Below are 25,299 nucleotides of genomic sequence, written 5' to 3'. Positions count from 1 at the left end.
GAGCGGATGAGTTCGTTCAATAAGTGAGCCCAGCATACTTTTTAAGTCGGTATAGTGCAGGATGCAAACTTCGTTTATAAGTGATACATTCGGCAGATCATAGATTCTTTTCATCATGATGAAGTAACGACGCAATTATCTTAAAAATGAAAGCATTATTTCGAACAGCCTTACCCATTCTTCTACTAACTGCTTTTTCAGCGTGTAAAAAGCCACAAATATCCCAACCCAACATCATTTTCATTCTGGCAGACGATTACGGAATCATGGATACTCAGGCTTATGCCAAAAAATTCACTGGAATTGAAAATCATAAAATGTTTTACGAAACACCAAATATTGACAGACTTATGAATGAAGGTGTATCGTTTTCTCAAGCCTATGCAAACCAACTATGCTCACCAACGCGTGCCAGCATACTTACCGGAAAGTATGCTGCCCGTTTGGGCTTTACTACGGCAATGCCATTTAGAGACACCTATTACAACCAAAACATGGAAGTTCCAGAGGGGTACTATGCCCATGATGTATTAGAACACAAAGACGATATCAAAATTCAACAAGCCCTAACGAATGGAATTTCTAATTCAGCAATCCCGACAGGAACGGAATGGGACAATGGTCTCGATGAGCTAACCATTGCGGAAGCCTTAAAAGACTATAATTCGGCTTTTATCGGAAAATGGCACGTCGGAGGCTTTGGGGCTATGGGGTATCAACCAGGAGACAATGGGTTTGAAGCACTTGCCTGGGCAGATGCAGGAGGCAGTCGTTACTTTGATTGGAGAGATGGGTGGAATAACAAATCCAAAAACCGCTTTCCCAATATGCCACAGGACAAGTGGGCATTCGGCGATGCTGGAGAAAAAACGGGAGAAGATTACCTCACCGACGATTTGACGGCACAGGCCTTGAGTTACATAGACCGTCAGACTGAAAATCAAGAGAAACCATTTTTTCTCTACTTTTCACATTTTGCAGTGCACTCTCCTATTCAAGCTCCGAAAGAAGACATCAACTATTTTGAATCAAAAGATAGTAAGGGGTGGAACGGTCATGAAGATGCCACTTATGCAGCTATGATCAAGCACCTTGATATGTCCGTTGGAGCGATCCTCGATATGTTGGAGGAGAAAGGGATAGCTGAGAATACCCTGGTGGTCTTTATGTCTGACAATGGCGGTATCGACAGAAAAATTACCCCAAAAGGTGATGGAACAGATAACGCACCATTCTTCGGAGGTAAAGCATGCGTTACTGAAGGAGGCATAAGAGTTCCTCTTATTTTTAGATGGAAAGGCCAATTTCAGGAAGGTAGATGGGTAGATGAAGTAGTGGACTGCACCGATATCTTCCCAACTTTAGCCTCTGCAGGAGGCTTAGATGAAAAGCAACTCATAAAACAACAAAAACTTGATGGACAAAGCCTGCTACCTTTGATTTCCGATAAATACGCAGGAGCATACGCTAAGACCACCCGGTACTGGCACTATCCTTTCAACGTGATATATAATAGCCCTTACGATGGACTCCCGCTCACCCCTCATTCGGCTATCAGAGATGGTGATTTCAAACTCATCTTTGATTGGTACGGAAGGCTACACCTGTACAACATTGCATTAGATCCATTTGAGAAAAATGATTTAGCTAAAGCCAATCCAGAAATGACCGACAAGTTATTCGATAAGCTTATCAATTGGCTGGAAGAAAACGTGGACAGACGCTATTGGCCAAGTGAAAACCCAGATTACATTGCAGCCGAAGAAGCTCGGGACACACCTTTTGTCAACCTATATAAAGAGAGTAAAACCTCAACCGGTTTATAAAAAGAGAATCCCCTATTCATATTTTCGTAAAGACAGTCGGGTGTCTGCATTGGCAATATACAAAGGCGCTCTTAGTGATTAGAAATAGGTCAAAACCAGCCTCAATCATGTGGTCAAGGTGAAACCACCATGCCAGCCGCTGGACTAGTGCTTCTCTCAATGAACTTACTTCTATTCATTGCATTTCTCAGTCAGATTCAACACTAATTAATGGAAAGTCAGTAAGTACAGTATTACCTCTTGATCAACCTTAATGAGGAAACAATTTTACCATCACATACAAGCTGAACAAGATAAACTCCAGGATCAAATGAAGATACATCCGTACGTATGTTATTCACACTTTGACTGTTGTTCTTCTCTATCAACAGGGTCTTCCCATCCAATGACATAAAAACAAGCATGCTATTTTTATACTTTGCCGACCCTAGCTGTATATCCACTTTTCCTGAGGATGTTGGATTGGGAAAGATGCTAAACGAATTGCTTCCTGAAACCTCTGCATTGGTCAAAACAGGATCTTCTGGTTCCGCCACGTCATTCCTAACAAAACCGATGTAGCTAATTTCAACGCTTCCATGACTTGCTCCGGGTTGTTGAGGATCTATGCGAATACCTTCTACTGTTCCACCCCAGTTCGCGTGCTCAGACATATCTACGATGAAGTCCTGAAATTGATCGTCATTTGCTGTTAAAGTAAACAGTACAAAGTTTCCCACGAAAGAAGGATTTTCGCTTGTTCTAAAGTAAATAGCTCCGTTAGAAGCACTTGATGCATTTTTCATCCTAATTCGCATTTCGGAGTAGTAAAGCGATGGAACATTTAGCCCTCCTCTAAGGGTCAATATCGGGTCAATTCCTAAAACACTGGCTACCAAAGCACCATCCTCAACCTCGCCTGAAAGGTGTTTTTCAAGATTCCAGCAGCTGGCATCACGCTCAAAGTCCCATTCGAGCTGCGGCGTACAAATAGCAGGAGCGTTATTTTCACTCAGCCCCGCAATAACGCCCTTTGAGTCAAGCTCCCAGGTTCTCAATTCCTCTTCACTTTGAGAGAGCAATCGAATATTTCTCAATTCTATCTCTCCTTCTCCGGATGATGACTGAATTCTCAATCCCCGAAGTGTTTCTGTATTACCCAGAGTAAAATCTACAGTCACTGATTGCCAGTTTCCATCATGCTTTCCTGTAAAACTCACAAAAGAGTCGAACGTATTTGAAGCAGAGGTTTTCCATAAAAACCTACCATTTCCATTGCTACTGGATCTCATATCAAAAGCCATTTTCAGGCTACCTCCTTTATAGTTGGGCACATGGTTCGTTTCTACATAAGGTGTGTTCCCTTCTGACACTAGTTTTAGAGTGTTGTCGTCAGTCAGCGATAGTTCAGTATCCCATGTTGAAAACCAGGCTGCTTCAGAGTTTCCGACAAAATTATCGTTCGGCTGTGGCTTCAGCATGTCTATATCCTCTTCATACGTCTCAATAAGTGCTGCCAGTTCTTGTGTCTTCTCAACCATTTGCTCAGAAAGATTGGTAGTCTCTCCTATATCGTCTGCAAGGTTGTATAACTCATATCTATGTTCCCGATTCGGTCCGTCATGATAAAATTTCAAAAGTTTCCAATCCCCCTTTCTCACAGAGGTATTATACCTGTTAGCCACTGCAGGCACGTCATGAGTGTACACAGAAAAAATAGGTGAACGCTCATAATACTGTCCCTTTAAAGCATTGACATAACTTTCTCCATCTGTAACCTGATTTGGGAAATCTATGTCCAACAGGTCTAACATGGTGGGGTAGTGATCCACGCTTTGGGTAACCACTTCGGAAACCGTTCCTGGTTTTGAAATCCCGGGCGCACGAACAATCATAGGTACTCTCACTCCGCCCTCATAATTATTCCCTTTTCCAGATCTCAAGGGAGCATTATTCGTGGGATTGGTATTGTCTACCAGATTATACATATGCCCTCCATTGTCACTTGTGAAAATCACAATGGTATTTTCATCGAGATTTCGATCTTCCAAATGATCTAGCAGTCTCCCTATGTTCTCGTCCATAACCTCAATCATGGCAGCCATGGTAGGAGATCGTTGAATATGATTCTTGTTAAGCTTAGCCTCATACTTCTGCTTAACATCATCCTTTGCTTGAAAGGGTGCATGAACGTCATAGTACCATAGACAAAGAAGGAAAGGGTCTGTGGTTTCGTCTATAAAATCAATAGCCTCATCGGTAAGTGCTTCGGCAATGTGTGTTCCTTGAGGCACCATAGGTAGCGTACTTAAATTCCATGGCCCAAAGTAATTATTGGGGCCTGGAGGGCCAGAGTGCTCCCTTCCACCAACCACAACATCAAATCCTTGATTTTCGGGAATGTAAGGAGCTTTACCAAGATGCCATTTACCCATGAAGGCAGTCCTGTAACCACTACCTTTCAGTACTTCGGCAAATGTTATATACTCAAGAGGAAGTCTGGATCTGGATTGAACTGTTCCGTTCTTTTTTTCGGGAGATGCTGTGCTGGTGGCCACAGGATCGAGTATTTCCTGCTCAATATGCCCGGAAGCACTTGTGAATCTCAATCTACCAGAGGTTTGTCCTGTCAAAATACTGGCGCGAGTCGGAGAACAAAGTGGGTTTGCAGAGTACGCATCCGTAAACTTAACACCCGAGGCAGCAAGTGCGTCTATATTGGGTGTCTGGTAAAAATCCGATCCATACGAACTCAGGTCTCTCCACCCCAGGTCATCGGCCAAAATGAAAATAACATTCTTGCGTTCTTCCTGGGAAGATGCCACCAGGTTCATAAAAAACAGAACAAGGACTAACCCCCTTCTTACCCTCATCATAAAACAACGATATTACCTTTATTCATTGATTTTTAAAAGTTCCAATGGTGGCGTGGTATAATTCCCGGCCCAGTCACCCTCCGGAGTAGCTGCCCTGAAATCTTCAGCATTATAAAAATCATCAGAAAATTCACTCATCCATTTTCTTGTAAGCACTTCAAATTGCTTCTGAATTGCCGCATTCCCTGGCGTATTAATTAGGTTCTCTAGTTGATTCGGATCATTTTTCCTATCAAACAATACATTCCCTATTGATTCTTCAGACATGTTTTCAGTCATTGCAAATGAGTAGTCTTTGGTGATAATCCCTCTCCAGTTAGGTACCTTGGAATGTTTAGCCCGCTGATAGACCCACACCGGAATCGACTCAACGGCATCCTCATCCCCTTCCAAAATGGACTGTGAAAGGTCTGTCCCATCGTATTCAAATGATGTTTCAATGCCCATCATCCCGAGAAATGTTGGCAGCATATTGATGGTACTCATAAGGAGTGATGTGGAGTCGCCACTTTTTATTTTTTCAGGATACCTCATCAAAAAAGGAATACGAGTTGAGTAATCATGGATATATTGTTTTGGTAAAACAGCCTCGTGTGACTCCAACATATCCCCATGGTCAGCTGAAAAAACGGTCAATGTATTTTCTTCCAACCCCAACTCTTCTAATTTATCCATCAACATGCCAAATGCCTCATCCACACCACTGACCATTGCCATATAACCATGATACATCGTCTTTCGATCGGGTGTGACCTCAATTCCCGGTCTCAATTCAATAGAATCCTTATTATAGAGAGCCATAAACTCACTCATAGTCTCGTACCGATAATGCATTTTACCGTCCACACCTTTGAACTTACCCCAGTCATGCGGAGGGTGCCAAGACACAATCAGGGCAAACGGCTTTTCTTTATCAACTTCATCCAGATATTGCAATGCCTGCCTGGTTTGCCCATAAACCTCCCATTCATCAAAATACTCCCGTTCACCTTTTTCATTCCAAAAAAAGCATTTCCCTGGTCGGAAATCCACGTGACAATTGTTGGTCAAGACCTTATCAAACCCGTACCGTAATTCGCCATCGGGAATAGGGCGTTTGCGATCGCCCCCTAAAAGATGCCACTTCCCAATGTATGCTGTTTGATAACCTTGTGACTTTAACACGTTCCCCAGAAGGCTTGGCTGAGGAATCAAAGGTACATCATTCACAAAAGCACCGTTCTTTAGTGGGTGCATACCACTTAAAAGCATCCCACGAAATGGGGTACAAACAGGTTGATTGCTGAAACAATTGTCGAACCTTAACCCTTCTCCCGCAAACTTGTCGAGGTTAGGTGTTTTAACCTGATCATTCCCGTAGCATCCAAGCATGTCGTACGAGTGTTGATCCGAGAGAACAATCAACAAGTTAGGCGGGCGACTGACACTTTGTTCCGGAATACAACTGGATAGTAGCAGTGCGCTGAAAAGAAGTGGCAATAAAGTTTGTTTCATAATCTAGGTATACTAGTCAGGTTCAAGTTTAAATAATCTCAATTGCTCCGGCATCCCGTTCCTACATGAACCACTATTTCGTCCAAACCAGAATTCTGATAGGTCTGATTGCACTTATTAACTCCCACCTCAGTAAGGTGCAGGATGAGTATCATTTTTTGATAGGATATTTTAGTGCATTCATTTAAAAACCCAAGTAAACATCAAAACAAACCGAAATTGCAGCTATTTAGAATCTTCATACCTCTACTCTTAGGACTGGCTCTATTTTCATGTTCTCCCAAGGAACCAAATATTATATTTCTCCTGGCTGATGATCTGCGTTACGATGGAATGGGAGCCGCCGGAAACAAGGTAATTCAGACGCCCGAAATTGACCTTCTGGCTAGTCAGGGTGCTTACTTCAGAAACACCTACGTAACTACATCGATATGCTGTAGCAGCAGAGCAAGTATTCTAACAGGACAATATATGGCAAGGCATAGGATTGAGGACTTTACCACAAGTCTCTCAGAAGAGGCTCTTTCAAAAACCTATCCTCTCTTGCTACAAGCAAATGGCTACCGGACAGGGTTTATTGGTAAATATGGGGTTGGAAAGCCTAAAGACCAACCCGCAGATAGGTTCGACTTTTGGGAATGTACGAACATGCATCAACCGAAATATGAGAACTACGACTCTTTAGGCAATATGACCCATTATACAGATATCGTCAACCAATCAATTCAAAGCTTTTTAGATTCCTCGGATGAACGTCCCTTTTGTCTCTCAGTGAGTTTTAAATCACCCCATTCTGAAGATGGTGATCCCAGGCAATTCATTCCTAAGGATGAATTCCTATCTCTATATTATGGCGTGGAAGTGCCTAAGGCACCAACAGCCACTGAAGAAGCATGGCGCAGGCTACCCGGATTTTTCAGAACAGATCAAAGCATTGCTCGAAAAAGGTGGAAATTGAGGTTCGAAACGGATTCTCTTTTCCAACAAAGTGTTAAAAACTACTTCAGACTCATTAACGGTATCGATCAGGTTCTTGGCAACATCAGGGCAACTCTTGAGGATAAAGGCCTGGCAGATAACACCATAATCATATTTACCAGCGACAATGGGTTTTATTTAGGTGAACATGGATTGGCAGGTAAGTGGTTTGGTCACAATGAGTCCATTCGTGTTCCATTGATCATTTTTGACCCACGCGACGAAAATGTAAGTGGTCTCCAGCCTGACCTCACAGCATTAAACCTGGATATCGCACCAACCATTTTAGGTCTGGCTGAAATCCCGACACCCCCGAATATGCAAGGTAGGGACTTACTCAAAGCGCTCAGGCAAGATCACCACCCCCCAAGAACATCCTTTTACTACGAGCACGTACTCAATGGTAGTCCCACTATTCCAAAAACCTACGGGCTGGTGACAGATAGTCTCAAATACCTACAATACCCTGAGCACAATTATGAAGAACTTTTTGACCTGAAAAATGACCCACTGGAAACAACAAACCTGGCAGATGCCCCTGCCTATGCCAATCAATTATCATTAATCAGAGCTGAGTTTGCGAAACAACAATCTTTAGTGAAATGACCATAATATGAAAAAATTAAAACTCTTCGTTGCATGCCTAATAACAATTTTCGCTACCTCCTGCGAAAAACCAGGAAGTCAGGGAATTGGACTTAATTACAATACCTTAAGGGACGGCTTTCAAACACCTGCTGACAGTGTAAAACCCTGGTGCTATTACTACTGGATTGGAGATGACATATCTAAGGAAGGGTTAACAAAAGACCTGGAAGCTATGAAGGAGGCAGGTATTGGTGCCGCCCTGATAGGCAATATCAACCCTGATGAAAAGGATGGTAAGGTACCACTCTTTAGTGAAAAATGGTGGGAAATCATGGTACATGCGGTGGTCGAAGGCAAGCGGCTCGGAGTAGATATCGGGATATTCAACTGTCCCGGGTGGAGCCAGTCCGGTGGGCCGTGGGTGAAGCCAGAAATGGCTATGCGCTACCTGACCTACTCAGAAACTAAAATAAATGGCGGGCGGAACATCACACTCCAACTGAGTAAACCAACCGCCGAATTTCAAGACACGTATGTATTGGCATTTCCATCAATAGCAGCAGAAAGCAAAAGACTCATTGCTGACAATTCGACCATTAGAATCCAGCCATCTGTTGGTAACAGTGAAAAATTGATTGACGGAAATAACTCGACGGCCACTGGCTTTCCAAAGTCGGTAGAAAAATTTCAAATAGACATAAAATCCCAAGTATCTATAAAAGCTAGAAGCGTAAAAATTATACCTTCTAAAGATGCATTCAAGGTTAAATGCGATATCTACGCGGAGGTTGACAATTCTTTCAACCTAGTAAAATCACTGATCATTGACCGGAGCAAACTAAGCCCTAATGTTGGTGCCGATCAATACGCTCCAGTACATATCGCAATACCAGAAACAGATGCGAAAAATTTCAGGTTAGCATTTCAAGCTCTGGGAGGAACTTTCAAGTCAAATACCTATCCAAATGCCAAAGTAGATAAGTGGCAATTGTCCGAGATCATCATTTCTGAGGCTGCCGGACTTGACAGTTACGCCGAAAAAAGTTTGGCAAAACTCCACCCCACTCCATTCCCATCCTTTGTAAGCTACCTGTGGGACACCCAACCAGATGTAGTTCAAAATGATTTAAGTATCTCCTCTAAAGAGGTTATCGATCTGAGTGACAAAATGGATGCTGATGGTAATCTAATCTGGGATGCACCGGAAGGAGAATGGACAATCCAACGATATGGAATGACCCCAACAGGAACAAAAAATGCACCGGCAGCACCACAAGGAAAAGGATACGAAATAGATAAGATGAGCGAAGAACTCGTTCGCTTTCATTTCGATCAGTTTGTAGGAGAATTTCTAAAGCGTCTTCCTGAAGAAAGCAAGTCTGCCTTTAAATATGTGATTGCAGATAGCTACGAAATGGGATCTCAAAACTGGAGTGATGATTTCCAGCAAAAATTTCAAGACAAATACAGTTACGATCCTAAACCATTTTTACCTACATATTCCGGGCGTATCGTTCAGAGTGTAGATGCTTCAGATAGATTTCTGTGGGATGTGAGAAGGTTAGTAGCTGACGAGGTGGCCTACGAGTATGTGGGAGGTTTACGTAAGGTGAGCAACGAACACAACCTTCAAATGTGGCTGGAAAACTATGGTCACTGGGGTTTCCCATCCGAGTTTTTGATGTATGGTGGGCAGTCTGACCTGGTCAGCGGTGAGTTCTGGAATGAAGGAACGCTTGGTGATATTGAATGTAAGGCTGCATCTTCTGCGGCTCATATTTATGGCAAACCCAGGGTGTCGGCAGAGGCTTTCACCGCAGCTTACCAATCCTACCTAAGGCACCCTGCGCTTCTGAAAAAACGTGGAGACTGGAGCTTCACAGAAGGTATTAATCACTTTGTGCTACACCTCTACATTCACCAACCTGATGACAATAGAAAGCCTGGTGTAAACGCCTGGTTTAGCACCGAGTTTAACCGTCACAATACGTGGTTTGAGCAATCGAAAGCATGGATGACCTACCTTAGAAGAAACCAGCACATGCTTACACAAGGACAATACAGTGCAGATGTTGCTTACTTTATTGGTGAAAACACACCTATCATGACTGGTACTCGCAATCCGGAATTGCCCCAGGGATATTCTTACGATTATCTAAATGCTGAAGTACTCCTAAACCGGGTTACTGTAAAAAATGGAAGACTCACTTTCCCTGATGGCATGTCTTATGGACTGCTCGTCTTGCCACCTGTAGACAATATGCGTCCATCAGTATTGGAGAAAATAAAATCGCTTGTACAAGCTGGCGCAAACATCTACGGAGCACCACCTACTACCTCCCCTAGCCTGGAAAACTACCCGGAATCTGACGCTCAAGTGCAGACCATGGCTGCTGAATTGTGGGGAGAACAAACTGATCAGCCACTTTTCAGATCATTTGGCGAAGGTCATGTCATCGACAATATGAGCTTAAAAGAAGCACTCGAAAAAATTGACCTGAAACGCGACTTGAAGCTGGATGGCGACTACAAAATACTCTGGACACATAGAGAAGCGGACAATGGCGACATCTATTTCATTACCAATCAAAGCGATGATGTTCTAAACATATCTCCATCGTTTAATGTACAAGGAATGAAGCCGCAGCTATGGGATGCAGTAACAGGTGAGATACGAGCATTGCCAGTTTTTAAAGAAACCGATGGGTACACCACAGTTCCATTATCTTTTGAAAAAGACCAGAGCTTTTACATCGTATTTTCTGAAACTGATCTCGACTCTAAATATGACTCAAACTTCCCCGAAGCTCAAATTACTACAAGTATAGAAGGCAGCTGGGAAGTAGACTTTTTAAACAAAGACATAGGACCAAAAGGCCCTGTCACTTTCAATACACTGAGCGATTGGAACCAATCTGATTCAGATGCGATAAAGTTTTACTCAGGGACCGCCAACTACTCCACCACTTTCGAAATGGGTGAGATCAGTCCAAACCAGATCTACATGATTGATTTGGGACAGGTATCTGTCATGGGGACCGTGACACTCAATGGACAAGAGGTTGGTACGACCTGGATTTACCCTTTTCAACTAGATGTCACAAATCAGCTGAAACAAGGAAAAAACGAACTAGTGGTGAAAGTGGCTAACCTTTGGAGAAACAGACTCATCAAGGACAAAATGCTTCCTGAAAATGAAAGGTACTCCTGGCACATAGTCGATGATATCAAACCCAATGAAGAACCGCCAAGTGCGGGGCTTTTAGGGCCAGTTTCGATAAAAAGCATCTCGAAAACCCGTCAATAATAATAGACTCCATTGCTTCTAAAAAGAAAAATCCAATGAATTTTAACTCACAAAAACTCTTTGTTCAATGCTTGTCATTGTTCATGCTCACCCTCACGATCTCAGCTTTGGCTCAAATGCCAGAAGGATATAAAGATACCCGAGTGAGGGAGTTTGTTACAGCAAAAAAAATCGTGTGGGCTAGCGGTGAAGAAGGTATTACCAACCTCGAAAACCTTTTAAAAGCAGGAAATGGTCAAGCTGATTTGGTAGGAAAAAACCTGATCACTTTGGATGGTTCCAAAAACCCGGCATTCGTTCTTGACTTTGGCAAAGAGCTTCATGGAGGGATCCAGCTAGTCACGGGAATGTTCGAAGGAAAGAATCCGATTAAGATCAAAATAACCCTCGGTGAATCTGTGAGCGAAGCGATGAACTCAATCAGTGATTCAGGATGTACGGCTACCAACGACCATGCTATTCGGGAATTTGAATTGATGCTACCCTGGCTGGGGAAAATTGAAATTGGGAATTCTGGTTTCCGGTTTGCCAAAATTGAGATGGTGGACACGGACAGAATACTAAAGCTGAAGGAAATCAGCGCCATTTCCATTTACAGGGATATCCCATACCTGGGCTCTTTTAAAAGTAACGACGAAAGACTGAATGAAATCTGGCAAACCGGGGCGTATACGGTGCACCTAAATATGCAGGATTACCTGTGGGACGGTATAAAGAGGGACCGATTGGTCTGGGTGGGAGATATGCACCCGGAGGTAAAAACGATTCAGGCAGTCTTTGGCCCCAACGAAGTAGTGCCTAAAAGCCTCGATTTAATACAGAGCATTACTGACTTACCCGGTTGGATGAACGGCATCAGCTCCTATTCTATGTGGTGGTTGTTGATCCAGCATGAATGGTACAATCAATACGGAGACCTGGCTTACCTGGAGAAACACAAAGCATATATTTTCGGCTTGCTAGACGAACTAAGTACCAACATTGATAAAAAAGGCAAAGAAACCCTTGATGGTGGTCGTTTCCTGGACTGGCCTACCAGTCCGAATAAAGAAGCCGTTCATGCGGGCTTGCAGAGTCTTATGGTGATGGTTTTCAAGACTGGTCTGGAATTTACCACGATTCTCGATGAACCATCAAAAAAGGCTACCTATGAAAAAACGCTCAAGAAACTACAAAAACATGTTCCTGATCCAAATGGAAATAAATCTGCTGCGGCATTATTGGCTATATCGGAACTAAGAGATAAAGACAAAGTAAATAACAAATGGCTCTCGCAAGATCCATTGTCGGGCGTATCAACCTTCTACGGTTACTACGTACTTCAAGCAAGAGCCCTTGCCGGAGATTATGTAGGAGCGATGGACGTGATCAGGGATTATTGGGGTGCCATGATTGACTTGGGAGCTACTACCTTCTGGGAAGACTTCAATATGGAGTGGGCAGAAAATGCAGGCCGTATCGACGAAGTACCAGCTCCGGGTAAAGTAGACATACACGCCGACTATGGTGATTACTGCTATGTGGGTTTGAGACACTCCCTTTGCCATGGCTGGGCTTCCGGTCCCACGGCTTGGTTATCTGAGCATGTTCTGGGTATTACCATTCATAACAATGGAAATGCAGTGAAGATCGCTCCTAATCTTGGTGACCTTCAGTGGGTAGAAGGAAGCTACCCTACAAAACATGGTGTGGTGAAAGTAAGACATGAAAAGCAGCCCCATGGAAGTGTAAAATCCGACATTGATATTCCAAATGGTTTGAACGTACTGGACTAAAAGTAACTAAACCAATTAATGCATTACATCAATATAGGAGTTAGAATCATGCTTCATGATCACATCAATAAACTCCAGTTTAAAAACATCAGGTTTAATGTGTTATAACTACATGTTCTTTTTTGTGCGCCTTATGGGTAAAAGCACGTTTTGGCCATGAACCTACAGGGTGGAAATAAATGTATGAACAAATAAGTTGTGACTTACTTTTTTAGCATATGAGCCTCAAAATCAACACACTTCATATACCAATCATCTTGTTCTGTATCCTGCTGTTGCTTTCATGTCAAAAAGTGGAGCTTAAGCAGCCAAACGTGATCATTATTCTCACTGATCAATGGAGAGCTTCGGCTTTAGGTTACAATGGCAATGAGGATGTGAAAACTCCAAATTTGGATGAATTTGCAGCGCAATCAGTGAACCTACCTAATGCGGTCTCCGTCTCTCCGGTTTGCACGCCTTTTCGAGCATCTCTTCTCACCGGAAAATTCCCAACCGAGACCGGCATGTTTTTAAATGACCTCCACTTCCCGGATGATGAAACCACAATGGCGGAGGTGCTAAAGGATGAAGGTTATCAGACGGCATTTTGGGGAAAGTGGCACCTGGATGGACATGGCAGGAAAGTAAATGTAGCCCCAAAACGCAGGCAAGGTTTTGAGTATTGGAAAGGAGCTGAGTGTTCTCATAACTACAATAGAATGATCTATTATGAAAATGACGACCCTACTCAAAAAATATGGACTGGATATTCCCCTTTTGCGATAGCGAATGATGTAAATGACTATGTAAAAAACAAGAGGCAAGCCAATAAACCGCAGTTTATGTTTATTTCACTGGCGACCCCTCATTTCCCACACCATTCTGCCCCAGAGGAATACCGACGGCTTTATCAAGGCAAAGATTTTTCAATTGACCCAAATGTTCCCAAAAACCTGTACGACACAGTGAGAAGGGAACTTGCAGGATATTACGCACACTGCACAGCTACAGATAAAGCTGTAGGAGATATCATTTCTCAACTCAAGGAAGCTGATATGTATGACAACTCAATCATCATCTTCACCTCTGATCATGGTGAAATGATGGGCGCGCATGGCCGGTATCCATTCAGAAAACAACTCCCTTGGAACGAGTCAAGCAACATTCCATTCCTCATTCACTACCCTGCTATCGACAATAACAAGGGCAAGAAGCTTTATGCAGGCATCACCACACCAGATATCATGCCCACACTCCTGAGTTTTGCGGGGGTTGCCCGTCCTGAGGGTATTCAGGGAGAGGATATATCTGATCTCATTAAAACTTGTGACCCTAACGCAGATCGTGCAGCTATGTTTATGAACATTCACCCATTCGATATAAATATGAAAGATCCAGAGTATCGGGCGGTGCGCAATAAACGATTCACATACGTAGTGGGCCTGGACGGGCCATTGATGCTCTTTGATAACCAGTCAGATCCATTTCAGCTTAATAATTTGGTTAACTCCGCAACCTATGCACAAAAGCAGGCGGAGTTGCATAGTGCGCTGCAAACGCAATTAATAGATATCGGGGACTTCCCCTTCAGGGATCGCTCCTTTTATCTGGATAAATTCAACCTGATACTGAATGCTGGCGGCAACAACATTAAATACAATTTCAAACCCGGAGAGCAACACGTGGTTCAAACTCCAAACAGTCAAAAATGAAAAGAATTCAGAGACCTATCATATTCACCGTATTCATATTCTTTATACTGAAACTGGTCAGCTGCTCTCAGCAACCTGAAAACCGTAAACCAAATTTTGTCCTGCTACTTACGGATGACCAATCCTACCACCTTGGCATGTTGGGAGTACCCGGCCTTAAAACGCCGAATATAGATGCGCTTGCTCAAAAAGGCACCTTCTTCACAAAGGCATATGCTTCAGCTGCATCATGTGCCCCGTCAAGGGGATCTATCCTGACTGGGATGTACCCACATTCCAATGGACATTGGCGGAACACCGTAACCCCTGGCCTAAATGCCCCGGATGTAGACTTTACCCGTAATGGCTCCAAGATCGACAAAGTGGGAGTACACGAGGATATACCGACCTTGATTGAGGTGCTCAAGCAAAATGGGTATTTCACAGGTATAACAGAAAAATGGCATTTGAGTCCTGTCTGGAAATTCCCTTTTGACTTCCGTGACAAGGCCAACTTAAAACCTTCCGGAAGTGCTCAGGCCATGAAAGACTTTATCACAGCTGCCAATGGAAAGCCATTTTTTATCCAAGCCAATGTGGACAACACCCACAGGCCTTTTCAGTCACACATCAAAATAAACAAGGAATTGCCTCGTGTTCATGCGGATTCTGTGGAACTCCCGCCCCACTGGCCCAACACCCCTAAAACAAGGCAGGATTATGCAGAGTATCTCACCACGGTTCAGCATGCCGATTCAGTCATTGGAGCTATCATTCAAACCGTGAAAGATGCCGGACTTCTGGACAATACCATTTTCATATATTCCAGTGACCAGGGTTTTTGTTATCACCGGGCCAAAGCCACGGCATACGATTGGGGCGTGCATGTGCCTCTATCCATCACCGGGCCTGGCATACTATCTAACCAAATCTCGGAAGACCTTATTGGTCATGTTGATATTATGCCCACGGTGCTGGATTTCGCTGGTTTAGACATCCCTCAAACGGTACAAGGTTTGTCCCTTCGTCCAATACTTGAAGGAAAAAGCAAAACTCTTGGGAGAAAATATATGGTTTCGGAGCACAATGCACATGGTCCGGCACCCAAAGAATATTACCCTACCCGAAGTATTACAGATGGAAAGTATCGTTTGATGTGGAACATCAATTATCAAAACGTACCCAAGGTAGATATTGACTCATATGCCACAGCTGAAAATGCTCGAAAACAACCACGAGCTTTAGCCTGGATGCCCTGGGATGCCACCCCTAGCGATGCATGGCAAAACAACGCCTTTGAAGAGATCATATTTCATAAGGACGAGTATCCCTTAGCCTATAAGCTATTAAAAAACAGCATGTTTCGTACAGAATTTGAGCTATATGATCTGGAAAATGATCCTCACGAAACAAGAAACCTGTCATTAAACCCTGAATTCAGCTTCAAGGTGGATCAAATGAAAGCGGCTTTAACTAATTGGATGCAAGTAACCAATGATATCGGAGATCCAAGAAGCATCCCAAGAAGACAATAATCACAGACATTATAAAATAGTCTTCATATCGGTTTATGAGTGCCCTTGATATTTGTTTTGCATTGAAACTATAAGTTTCTAAGCTATCAAGGCACCATATAGCTCGTGACAATGATATTGAAAACCTCGAAATTGGATAGATCCAATGAATTCGAAGTTCTGAATTTGACATTGAAGAAAGCGTAAAGTTTTGATGTCGGGATCGATTAGAAAAACATATTGTTTGATGTTCCACAAAGGAGGACGAGATTATATTTTTCCGGCCCAAAGATCGAAATTCAGCTGTTTTCTTCACAGCCTTGATTTTTTTTTGCTTCCTTTTTGGACGGTTTGCCGCTGCGATCAAACAAATTTTGAACGATCAGGTAAGCCCTCTTTAGTTGAAAAAAGTGGGTGTATCAAACAGGTAAGTTTAGAACTCAGGACATTGACTATGGCGTCCAGAGATTGTATGCATTGTAGACCTTACAAGGTCATGGGAAATTAGAAAGGGCGTTTTCACTTAAACTGAATCCCTACGGCGTTGGTTGTCTGGTTTTGAGCGTTTTTTTGTTAGGAACTTTTTGATAATAGCTTGGAGAGGCCAGTTACCTAGGCATCAGTCCATAAATAATACTATATCTCCAACATACCAGAAACCCCATCAAGTGCATCCAAAACGTACCTTTGTCACATGATAAAAGGTGTGGCACTATGATTGATAAGAATAGTCGTATTGTTTAATGTACTACACCTCATTTTGCTTGTTCAAAGCTTTTATATCTATTTTGGTTTGAAGTAAATCAAACCTCAGACCTTTTGTGGATCGCAGTAACAAAAAAAGGCGATCAAGATTGACCGCCCATTTCACATCTAACCATTTGTGATTAAAATTCTTATGGCACGTCGATAAAGTCCGCTATAGCCTCATAGTTAAACCCTTTGAGATAAGGTCTTGGGTTCGGGTCAAACTGGGGCTCAGTTCTAATTTCCCAGGTATCAGCACTCCAACCTGAGAAGTTAGAAAGGTTACCCCAATCAGAGGTTGGTAAGTCTGTCACCACCCCTGCATCAGAAAGCATCACTGGGGTTCCCCCGTTGTAGGCGCCGGCCCCACGATCTAACACAGTTGTGCCAACAGCATCTGAGTCGTAGTATATGCCGGATGCCGTCAAAATAATATTGGCTCCATGACCGAATATTGCTTTTTGAGTACCTCCTCCAAGGTTATAACAGTTCTGTACAGTCAGCGCACTAACAGGCAGTCCAATAAAGCTTGATTCAAACGGATTAGCTTTTTTCCCGGATATTTCCACTTTCGCAAAGCAGTCGGAAATAACAGCTCCATTTTGCGGACGTCCGATAAAACCACCTTGTTGACTTCCCATGTCCACGAATGAGCCCTGCACGAAACACTTTGACACAGTTGAATTATTAAGTTGACCAACCAATGTACCGCCTTGTCCCCCATTCAGCTGTTTGGTCGTTACCATCCTAAAGTTTATCAGACCAAGGTTACGTATTGACCCACCATCGATATTATTAAACACTCCAGTTCGCTCGTTCGGAGGACCGGCCATCCTGGACATACGCAATCCGGAGATCATATGAAATTGGCCATCGAAATTAATGGAAACCGTTTCAAGAATTGCATGAAAGCCATACCTACCATCCGGATCATCCAGGTTCCATCGTGCGGTTTCTGCAGCATCTATGTCTGTGGTAAGTACCCAATCGTTGTTCAGCTGCTCCTGAGTAGCCTCTTCACTGAACCAACGCAGTTCGGTAATACTTGAAATCTCACCAAATACAGCAGGTTCCTGAGCCGGTGACGTATAGTTGTTGTCTACGAAGTAAGTCAAGGCGTACATATCTCTCAAAACTGCGTCAAGTTCTATTCTTGTATCAAGAGACAGTTCATTTTCTATGGTATTGCCCACAGCTGTGATTCTTGCGTCCAGTCCTGCGTACAGATCCTTTTGCGCTTTCGAGAATTCAGGGGCGGTCTGCACCTCATTGGCTATAGTCGGATAATCTTGCTCCAATTGTGCATAGTCAGCATTGATTTTATCAACAAAAGCTTGCACCTCGGTTCCATCCAAATCAGACAGTCCTTGCAGTACAGCAATGTCAGATTGAAGGGATGCCATGTCAATTGAAGTAAATTCAACATCTGAGTCCAGATAAAGCCAGGTCTCGATCGAATCTGCCTTGAGAGATGTCGCGGTATATTGTTTGCTACCAAAATTGATCACTCCAAGTGATTCATCATCTACAGATTCGAATGGTTGAGTGATGTTGGTATCCCAAATAGAATCCATCTTTGACTCCACGTAGGCAATAGTAGTGTTGGTACTTGCCAGTGCTTCATCTGACTTGGCCAGCTTATAGGTTGAAGTCTCATATCCACCACTTTCAATTAGGTCCTTTACCGTAACCAGTCTCAATCTTTCTGACCTCAATCCAACAAGGGCTGAATTCCAGCTTGAGCCTGCAACAGTGATATCTACTGAGCCTTCTACCTGTGTAAGTATCCCGTCAATCATGGGATCAATGGCACTAACCTCTTCATCTTTGCAGCTCCAGACAAACAAAATAAGGAGTGCAAAAAGCAAATTTATTTTAGTTATTTCTTTCATTTTATTGGATCTAAATCGTTCTAAAAAACCACAGCTTGTCTTTAATTCCATGCTTCCGGCTGTCCTAATCCAGGCAACCTTCTGGCCTCCTCGATAGGCACAGGTAACTGCAAGTATTTATCTGAAGTTGCTTCTCTAGGAACGGATAGGTTCACCCGTTGATAAGAAAAATCTCCTGAAGAGGTTCCATCAGAACTCGTGATTCTCATGCCACTAATCACATCATTGGTGCTCAAAACATCCCACCGGCGTTGATCAAAAAATCGATGATTTTCGAAACAAAATTCAACCCTTTTCTCATTTCTGATTCTTTCACGAATAAATTCCTGAGTATTGGCAAAATCAGGCACGTTTTCAAGGTTTGGTTGTCCGGCTCTGTTTCTAACCATATTTAAGGCTGACAAAGCCCCTGCCAAATCATTAGCTTCACATGAAGCTTCGGCAAGGTTCAAATAGAGTTCCGCAAACCTGAAGTGGATTTTGAACGAATTGGTACCTCCAGCTGTAGACCCCCAATAACCGGCCGTCCTGAATTTACTTGTATAGTAGCCTGTGCTACTCCTTCTGACTTCTGATTCTATTTCCGACAAAGGATTACCGTTGAATCCGGAACCGGGCTGTCCTACAAAAGTATATACAACTACATTGGGATCTCCTCCAGGCATCCCTTTGTATCGACCATAATCGGCTCCATTGAACACAATGCTGGCATAAAAACGCGCATCTCTATTTGCGTAAGGGTCATCACCAGTACCTTCTGAGTATCCCGCATTAAAGGTAGCGGAGGTATGATTGGCATTGTAGGCTGACACAGGTAAAGTACCATCAGTCAACTCAAAGCAATCTACCAGTTCCTGAGTAGGGACAGCTCCGGCATTGTTGCTTTGGATATTTGAACCGTAAACAGACAGATCCACCCCATTGCTCGTGTTCAAAACTCCCGCATTGTTGGCGTTCCCTCTTAAAATAACCTCCTGGTTAAGCACAGTTTGATCCTCCAAAAACATGTCTCCATAGTTGGCAATTCCTACTAGTGAGTATTCACCACCCATAGCACTAATTGCATCCTGAGAAGCTGTTGCAGCAGCGGTCCACTTCGCAGCATCGTTACCTGAATTGAACAATGGGCTGGCTGCATAAAGTAAGACTCTGGACTTCAAGGCGTGTGCCACGCCCATATTTAGTCTATCATAATCTGTGGCCAGTTGATGCCTAAGTGGCAAATTATCGTTGGCAATGACCTGATCGATATCCGCAATTATTTTGGAAAATAGATCATCAGCAGTTGGTCGTGTGACAGTTCCCCAATCTGAGAAATCAGCACTTAGCGCCTCCTCCACAAAAGGGACAGGTCCAAAAAACCTAAGCAACTCAAAATGATACCAGGCCCTCATAAGCAGCGCTTCATCAACCCATTGATTGAGCTGATCCTCTGAAACCAGAATGTCAGATACTGTAGCTTGGGGCAGATACTCTATTGCAATGTTACATTTGCGAATCCCCTGCCAGTAATTGTTCCAAATAGAGTTTCCAAATAATGGAATCTCCGGAGAGAGAATCCCGTTATGCCAGTCAAATGCTACTGTAGAACCTCCTCTAAAAGCATCATCTGTATAAGCTTCCAGCACCTGTCCAGAATAAAGATTGATAAATGATGAGTTCATCTGATCATACACACGTGCACGCAGATTCTCTACAGTTACCTTGTTAAGTACTCTGTCAATCCCTACCTGATCTGGAGGAGTAATATCCAGTTCGCTCAAGCATCCCGTAATAGATAATGCTAGTGCAGCCCCTCCCAGTATATTCAACACTCTTTTTTGTATATTATTCATGATCATTTTCTTTAATATGTTTCCAAGGATTTCCATCAAAACTTCATGTTTATACCAGTATTGATCGCCTTTATAATGGGATATCCTATGTTACTCGAGTTGGCTGTTTCAGGATCAAAATCATCATTCGGAAGATTGTGGAATGTCAACAGGTTTAAGCCATTTACATATACTCTGATGCTGCTGGCATTGATCTTATCAGTCAACCTCGATGGGAGCGTGTAACCCATTTCTATGTTTTTCATACGAATGAAGCTACCATCCTCAATCCAATAGTCACTCTTAATAAAGTTTGTACCTCTGTTCCCAAGTCTTGGAAAAGAAGCGTTTTGATTGTCCTCAGTCCAGGCATCCTTCATGTGTGTAGTGAAATTGTCACGGTTGGACCATCTACCGAATCCCTGTAGGTAAACATTTCTGTTCAATGCTCCCGTAAAGAATACACTCAGATCGAATCCTTTAAAAGACGTATTCAGATTTAAACCAAACGTTGTTTCTGCAACATTGCCATTGCCAAGAGGAGCGATATCCCGCTCATCGATTAAATTGTCATCGTTTAGATCCACGTACTTAATATCTCCAGGTATCGGCGTGCCACCCAGGGCGCTTTGATCAGCCCAATTGTCTATTTCAGCCTGAGTATTAAACAATCCGTCAGTTTTGTAGCCAAAGTGGGTACCAAGCGCATATCCTTCTCTTCTATATGCAAATGCATATGAATTATCCAATGGTAGTTCTCCAACATCTACACGCTCATTTCTTGCGTGAGAAATATTTCCGGTGATATTCAAAGACAGATCATTTGCAAAAGACTTAGTATATCCCGCAGCTATCTCAAAGCCCTGGTTGGTCTGCAATCCGATGTTGCCCGGAGGCAACGCCCCTGCCGTTACCCCCAAAAAGCCTGTAGGAATCTCATCAATGCTACCAATCACGATATCCTTGTTGTCATGATAAAATGCATCGAAAGCCACAAAGAAGTCGTCTACTAGTTGAGCTTCTAACCCAATGTTATACTTGACAAAGGTCTCCCACTGATATCTCGGATTTCCAATTTGGTTCTCTGTGCCATTGGCATTCCAGGTTGTCAAAAAGAGATAAGAATTGGCTGAACCATACCCATAGGCATTGTTCCCAACTGCACCAACTGAAGCCTTAACTTTTAAATAGTCAATGGCATCAACATTCAAAAAGGATTCATTCGATGCTATCCATCCTAGTGAGATAGCAGGGAAAAAGCCGAACCTATTATTTTTCGCGTATTGCTCTGTCCCTTGATAGGCAAAGCTTACCTCGGCAAGGTATTTGTTGTCAAGCGCATAGTTTAACCTTCCTGATAGAGTAGCGTAATTAGAAGGAAGCAATATTTGAGATTGTGTTCTCTGTTGCTCGGCCAAAAGCATAGAATTAATCTGATGCTTACTTTCAAATGTTCTGGTGTAATCGACTCTACCCTGGAATGTATAACTGTAGCTGTAGTTCCTCGAAACTCCATCTGTCAGCGTGGAGTTAGAAGTTCCCGTAACACCAACAAAGGCCAAAGAATCAGACATATCACTAGCTGTCAACGTTCTAACCTCAAATGCCTCATATGATCTACTCCTTGTTAGCGCATTGTATGAGTTTACATCAAATGCCAACTGACCCGAAACAGAAAGTCCTTTCACTAATGGGCTCAAATCGCGTTTTAGTCCGAATGTATTACCCAGTCTTGTACGGGTTTCCAACAATGATCCGGTTCGGTTCAAGTAGCCGTAGACGGAGTTTGTGTTTCGAAAATTAAGTCTATCTCGTTTTACAAGGACCTCTCCATCAGGAGTCAGGTCATTGTGAGCGTTGTTTGGAGTTTCGTACAACTTAGCCAATACAAAATCCCAACTCTGACCGGCACCTATAAATGGAGCGTTGGTTTTTTCCAGCGACCCTCCTATTTGTACCCATCCACTCAGGTACTCCCCTAGAGCCAGGTCTATGTTTGATCTGAAGTTAAACCTTGTGGTTTTCGATTCGGCATCATAGCTATACAAGTCAAAAGGATCGTTTTCGAACAATCCACTTTGGTTTAAAATACCTACCGAGGTGAAGTATTTCATGTTTTCTCCCCCACCTTGAAAATTGATATTAAAACGAGTCAATGTTGAATAATCTCGCATAAACTCATCTACCATATCTCTCACCGGGTAGTACATTGTAGAGTCCGCCAACCGATATCTCTCAATCTCTCTGGCGGAATAAAAATCTGTGGCAGAATGATCTACCGGACTTTGAGCATCTTCATACAATGTATCATTCGCGACGCGCTGATTGTACATATTAGCATAATCATACGCAGATACGAACTCAGGTAACATGGTTGGGCTTTGAAAAGACTGATCCAAAGAAATACTGATCTTGGACTTCCCACTAAAACCCCGTTTAGTATCTATCAGAATAACTCCTCCGGCTCCTCTCATTCCATAAACAGCCGTAGCTGCCCCATCCTTGAGAACTGTTACCCTTTCTATCTCATTTAGATCTATTGCATTGGGCGATCGCTCAATACCATCAATCATGAATAAGATAGAGGAATTGTTTTGAGAGTCTACTCCACGGATATTCGAATTGAAGCTTTCTTTACCTGGCTCTCCATCAATTTGAAGTATGTTGACACCCGGGAACCTGCCTTGTAATGCCATAAGAAAACTGGTTGCTCTGGTTCTCAGTAATTCCTCTCCTGAAATGGAGTAGATTGATGATGAGACCAAATCCTTTTGAATTTTACCATACCCAATGCTCTGTTCTTGAGATGGTATGAGAAATACCGTATCTGCCTCCGGTAATTGTATTGTTTGTGCTTCAGACTTTTCAATGGTCAGCAATGTAATAATGGCAACCAGCACCAAAGCGAAATTTCTATGTATAATACTAGAATTCATGTCGTTAAGATTTTGTTGGTAAGTGATTATTGCCACGCTTCGGGCTGATCAATTGCAGGAAGTAATATTTTATCTTGCTGAGGTATTGGCAAGACTTTGTACTTCTCGTTGTGACATAACCATAGCCATGGCATCTGATAACGGGTGTGCGTATATACACCTGGTGAAACCTGCTCAACCAACATTCCGCTGATGGTGTTTACCTGATCGTCGCTAATGACATCCCATCTTCTCACATCAAAGAATCTGCTGTCCTCCACCATTAACTCCACGCGTCGCTCATTTCGTATTCGCATCATCAAATAGTCCTGAGTAGCTTGATACCCTGGCACCGTACGGATAGGCGGCTGACCAGCCCTGACCCTTGTCATGTCAAGAGCATCTGCAGCCAGCTCCAACTCTCCTGCTCCGCAAAGCGCTTCTGCATAGTTGAGGTATACCTCAGCTATCCTCATATAGAGCTGGTGCGAATAGGCTCTACCATTTCCTGATCCTGACCCACTACCTTCGCCATACCAAATTGGGTTTCTATCCTTGCCAAAATAGTATCCGGTGTAGGTCTTTTTCCTGTCACCGGTCACGGCGTTGCCGTTTGTTCCTGTACCCGGAGCACCAAAGTAGGTATATACCTGAATAGTCCCGAGACCGAACGACTCGCCAAAATGATCACTTGTGTTGAAAATAATATCCTTATAGAATCTGGCGTCTCTGTTGGCATAAGGTGCATTTACATCATCATACCCGGCCGCCAGTGCTTCAGCTGTAAAAGTCGGGTTGGCATGAGTGGGGTCATATTGCTCTATTACAAGTTCACCTGTGCTCAATTCATAAGCATCTACAGCTTCCTGTGTGGGTGTTTCTCCAGCTTTAAACGCCGGGAAGTTGCTGAACTTAGGTACTGCCGTACTTCCATCCATACCGTGAACATTTGTCAACTGATTGGCACGACTTCTACTTGCCCAAATAACCTCAGTTGAACCCATGACCTGAGCAAACGGAGACCTGTAAAGTGAAGGAAGGTCTTCAAAATCCACCAACGAATATTGTCCCAAATCTAAAAATGCTTTGGCTGCATCTGCTGCTGCCTGATACTTTGTCGGGTCATTCGATGGATTGTTTAGTGGGCTCGCATTATACAGGAGTACTCTGGTTTTAAGCCCATGAATAAAGCCCATAGGTATTCGGTAAGCGTCATTTGAATTAGGGTCCCTTCTCATGGGTATGTTACCTCTGCTTATAACCTCGTCGAGTTCAGCCACAATTTTATCTGTAATCTCCTGAAAAGTCGGTCGCGTCATTTCAGACCACCCACCAAAATTCACGGATGGATTCTCATCAAGAAATGGCAATGGCCCGTAGTAACTAATGAGCATAAAATGGAAATATGCCCTCATCGCAATAGCCTCATCCAACATCAACTCTCTTTCGCTCATCGGCAAATCATCCTCAGGAACAGTAATAGCATCAAAATTCTCAATGAATGTATTACAATGACGTATAGCTCCCCAGTATCTGCCCCACCATGACCAGTTAGGATTGGAGTAAGAATTACCAGCATTCTTACTTACCCAAGCTGCTGCATTTTGAGGAGACAATTGACCTGTTCTCCAATTTTCTATACTCTGACCTTGTGAGTCAAAAGCATTGTCAGTCAAAGCTTCCTGTGTTGACCAAAAATAGAGGTCGGTTCTATCCTGCTGCATACCCATGTACACGGCCGTCAACATTCCTCTTACCTTATCAGGGTCTCCCAGTACTCCATCCAAAGTTTCTCTTGAATCATCTGCTCTATCCAAAGCCTGATCAAAAGTATCCTCACATCCGGTAGAAAGCATTAAAACCGAAGCAAGAAGAAATATCGATTTATATATGTATTTGTTCATTTTATTTCTCTTTAGAC

General features: G+C 43.1%; 12 protein-coding genes. 6 read left to right on the top strand and 6 right to left on the bottom strand.

The window, feature by feature from the left end; genetic code table 11:
* Window positions 1-146: 146 nt before the first annotated feature.
* On the top strand, window positions 147-1,826 hold the full coding sequence (locus tag C7460_RS11880) for a sulfatase (RefSeq protein WP_115868325.1): 1,680 nt from the start codon (window positions 147-149) through the stop codon (window positions 1,824-1,826).
* Window positions 1,827-2,059: 233 nt separating this feature from the next.
* Here C7460_RS11880 and C7460_RS11875 read toward each other — a convergent pair whose 3' ends face one another.
* Together C7460_RS11875 and C7460_RS11870 are read right to left on the bottom strand one after the other, a co-directional pair.
* Window positions 2,060-4,681, bottom strand: a complete 2,622-nt coding sequence (locus C7460_RS11875; RefSeq protein WP_115868324.1) for a sulfatase-like hydrolase/transferase — start codon at window positions 4,679-4,681, stop codon at window positions 2,060-2,062.
* An 18-nt stretch (window positions 4,682-4,699) separates the two neighbouring features.
* Entirely contained in the window at window positions 4,700-6,175 is a 1,476-nt protein-coding gene (locus C7460_RS11870; RefSeq protein WP_115868323.1) for a sulfatase family protein, read from the bottom strand.
* Window positions 6,176-6,394: 219 nt separating this feature from the next.
* Between C7460_RS11870 and C7460_RS11865 the strand changes: the two genes are divergently transcribed.
* The 5 genes from C7460_RS11865 to C7460_RS11845 all read left to right on the top strand — a co-directional run bounded on the left by C7460_RS11865 (window position 6,395) and on the right by C7460_RS11845 (window position 16,031).
* Entirely contained in the window at window positions 6,395-7,759 is a 1,365-nt protein-coding gene (locus C7460_RS11865; protein ID WP_147302929.1) for a sulfatase family protein, read from the top strand.
* A gap of 7 nt (window positions 7,760-7,766) precedes the next feature.
* A complete protein-coding gene (locus C7460_RS11860; protein WP_245986329.1) occupies window positions 7,767-11,048 on the top strand; it encodes a glycosyl hydrolase in 3,282 nt (1,093 codons plus the stop codon).
* 35 nt (window positions 11,049-11,083) lie between these two features.
* On the top strand, window positions 11,084-12,823 hold the full coding sequence (locus tag C7460_RS11855) for an alpha-L-rhamnosidase-related protein (protein ID WP_245986328.1): 1,740 nt from the start codon (window positions 11,084-11,086) through the stop codon (window positions 12,821-12,823).
* A 218-nt stretch (window positions 12,824-13,041) separates the two neighbouring features.
* Complete coding sequence (locus C7460_RS11850; RefSeq protein ID WP_115868320.1) at window positions 13,042-14,517, top strand: sulfatase family protein; 1,476 nt, start codon at window positions 13,042-13,044, stop codon at window positions 14,515-14,517.
* Window positions 14,514-16,031, top strand: coding sequence for a sulfatase family protein (locus C7460_RS11845; protein WP_115868319.1), 1,518 nt, complete (start codon window positions 14,514-14,516; stop codon window positions 16,029-16,031). Before C7460_RS11850 ends, C7460_RS11845 begins: the two co-directional genes overlap by 4 nt.
* Window positions 16,032-16,906: 875 nt before the next feature.
* On the opposite strand, the gene C7460_RS11840 is transcribed toward C7460_RS11845, so the two are convergent.
* From C7460_RS11840 to C7460_RS11825, 4 genes are read right to left on the bottom strand one after another with little or no spacing between them, the layout of a single operon-like run.
* Window positions 16,907-18,649, bottom strand: a complete 1,743-nt coding sequence (locus C7460_RS11840) for a hypothetical protein (RefSeq protein ID WP_115868318.1) — start codon at window positions 18,647-18,649, stop codon at window positions 16,907-16,909.
* Between the two features lie 41 nt (window positions 18,650-18,690).
* The gene (locus C7460_RS11835) at window positions 18,691-20,484 is read right to left on the bottom strand and encodes a RagB/SusD family nutrient uptake outer membrane protein (RefSeq protein WP_170147985.1); all 1,794 of its coding nucleotides are present in this window, start codon (window positions 20,482-20,484) and stop codon (window positions 18,691-18,693) included.
* Between the two features lie 35 nt (window positions 20,485-20,519).
* Window positions 20,520-23,399, bottom strand: a complete 2,880-nt coding sequence (locus tag C7460_RS11830; protein ID WP_115868316.1) for a SusC/RagA family TonB-linked outer membrane protein — start codon at window positions 23,397-23,399, stop codon at window positions 20,520-20,522.
* 26 nt (window positions 23,400-23,425) lie between these two features.
* Entirely contained in the window at window positions 23,426-25,282 is a 1,857-nt protein-coding gene (locus C7460_RS11825) for a RagB/SusD family nutrient uptake outer membrane protein (protein ID WP_115868315.1), read from the bottom strand.
* Window positions 25,283-25,299 lie beyond the last annotated feature (17 nt).

Source organism: Marinoscillum furvescens DSM 4134, assembly GCF_003386095.1.
GTDB classification, from domain to species: domain Bacteria; phylum Bacteroidota; class Bacteroidia; order Cytophagales; family Cyclobacteriaceae; genus Marinoscillum; species Marinoscillum furvescens.
Note: the sequence above shows the minus strand (reverse complement) of the source record. Positions and strands in the feature narration are given on the sequence as shown.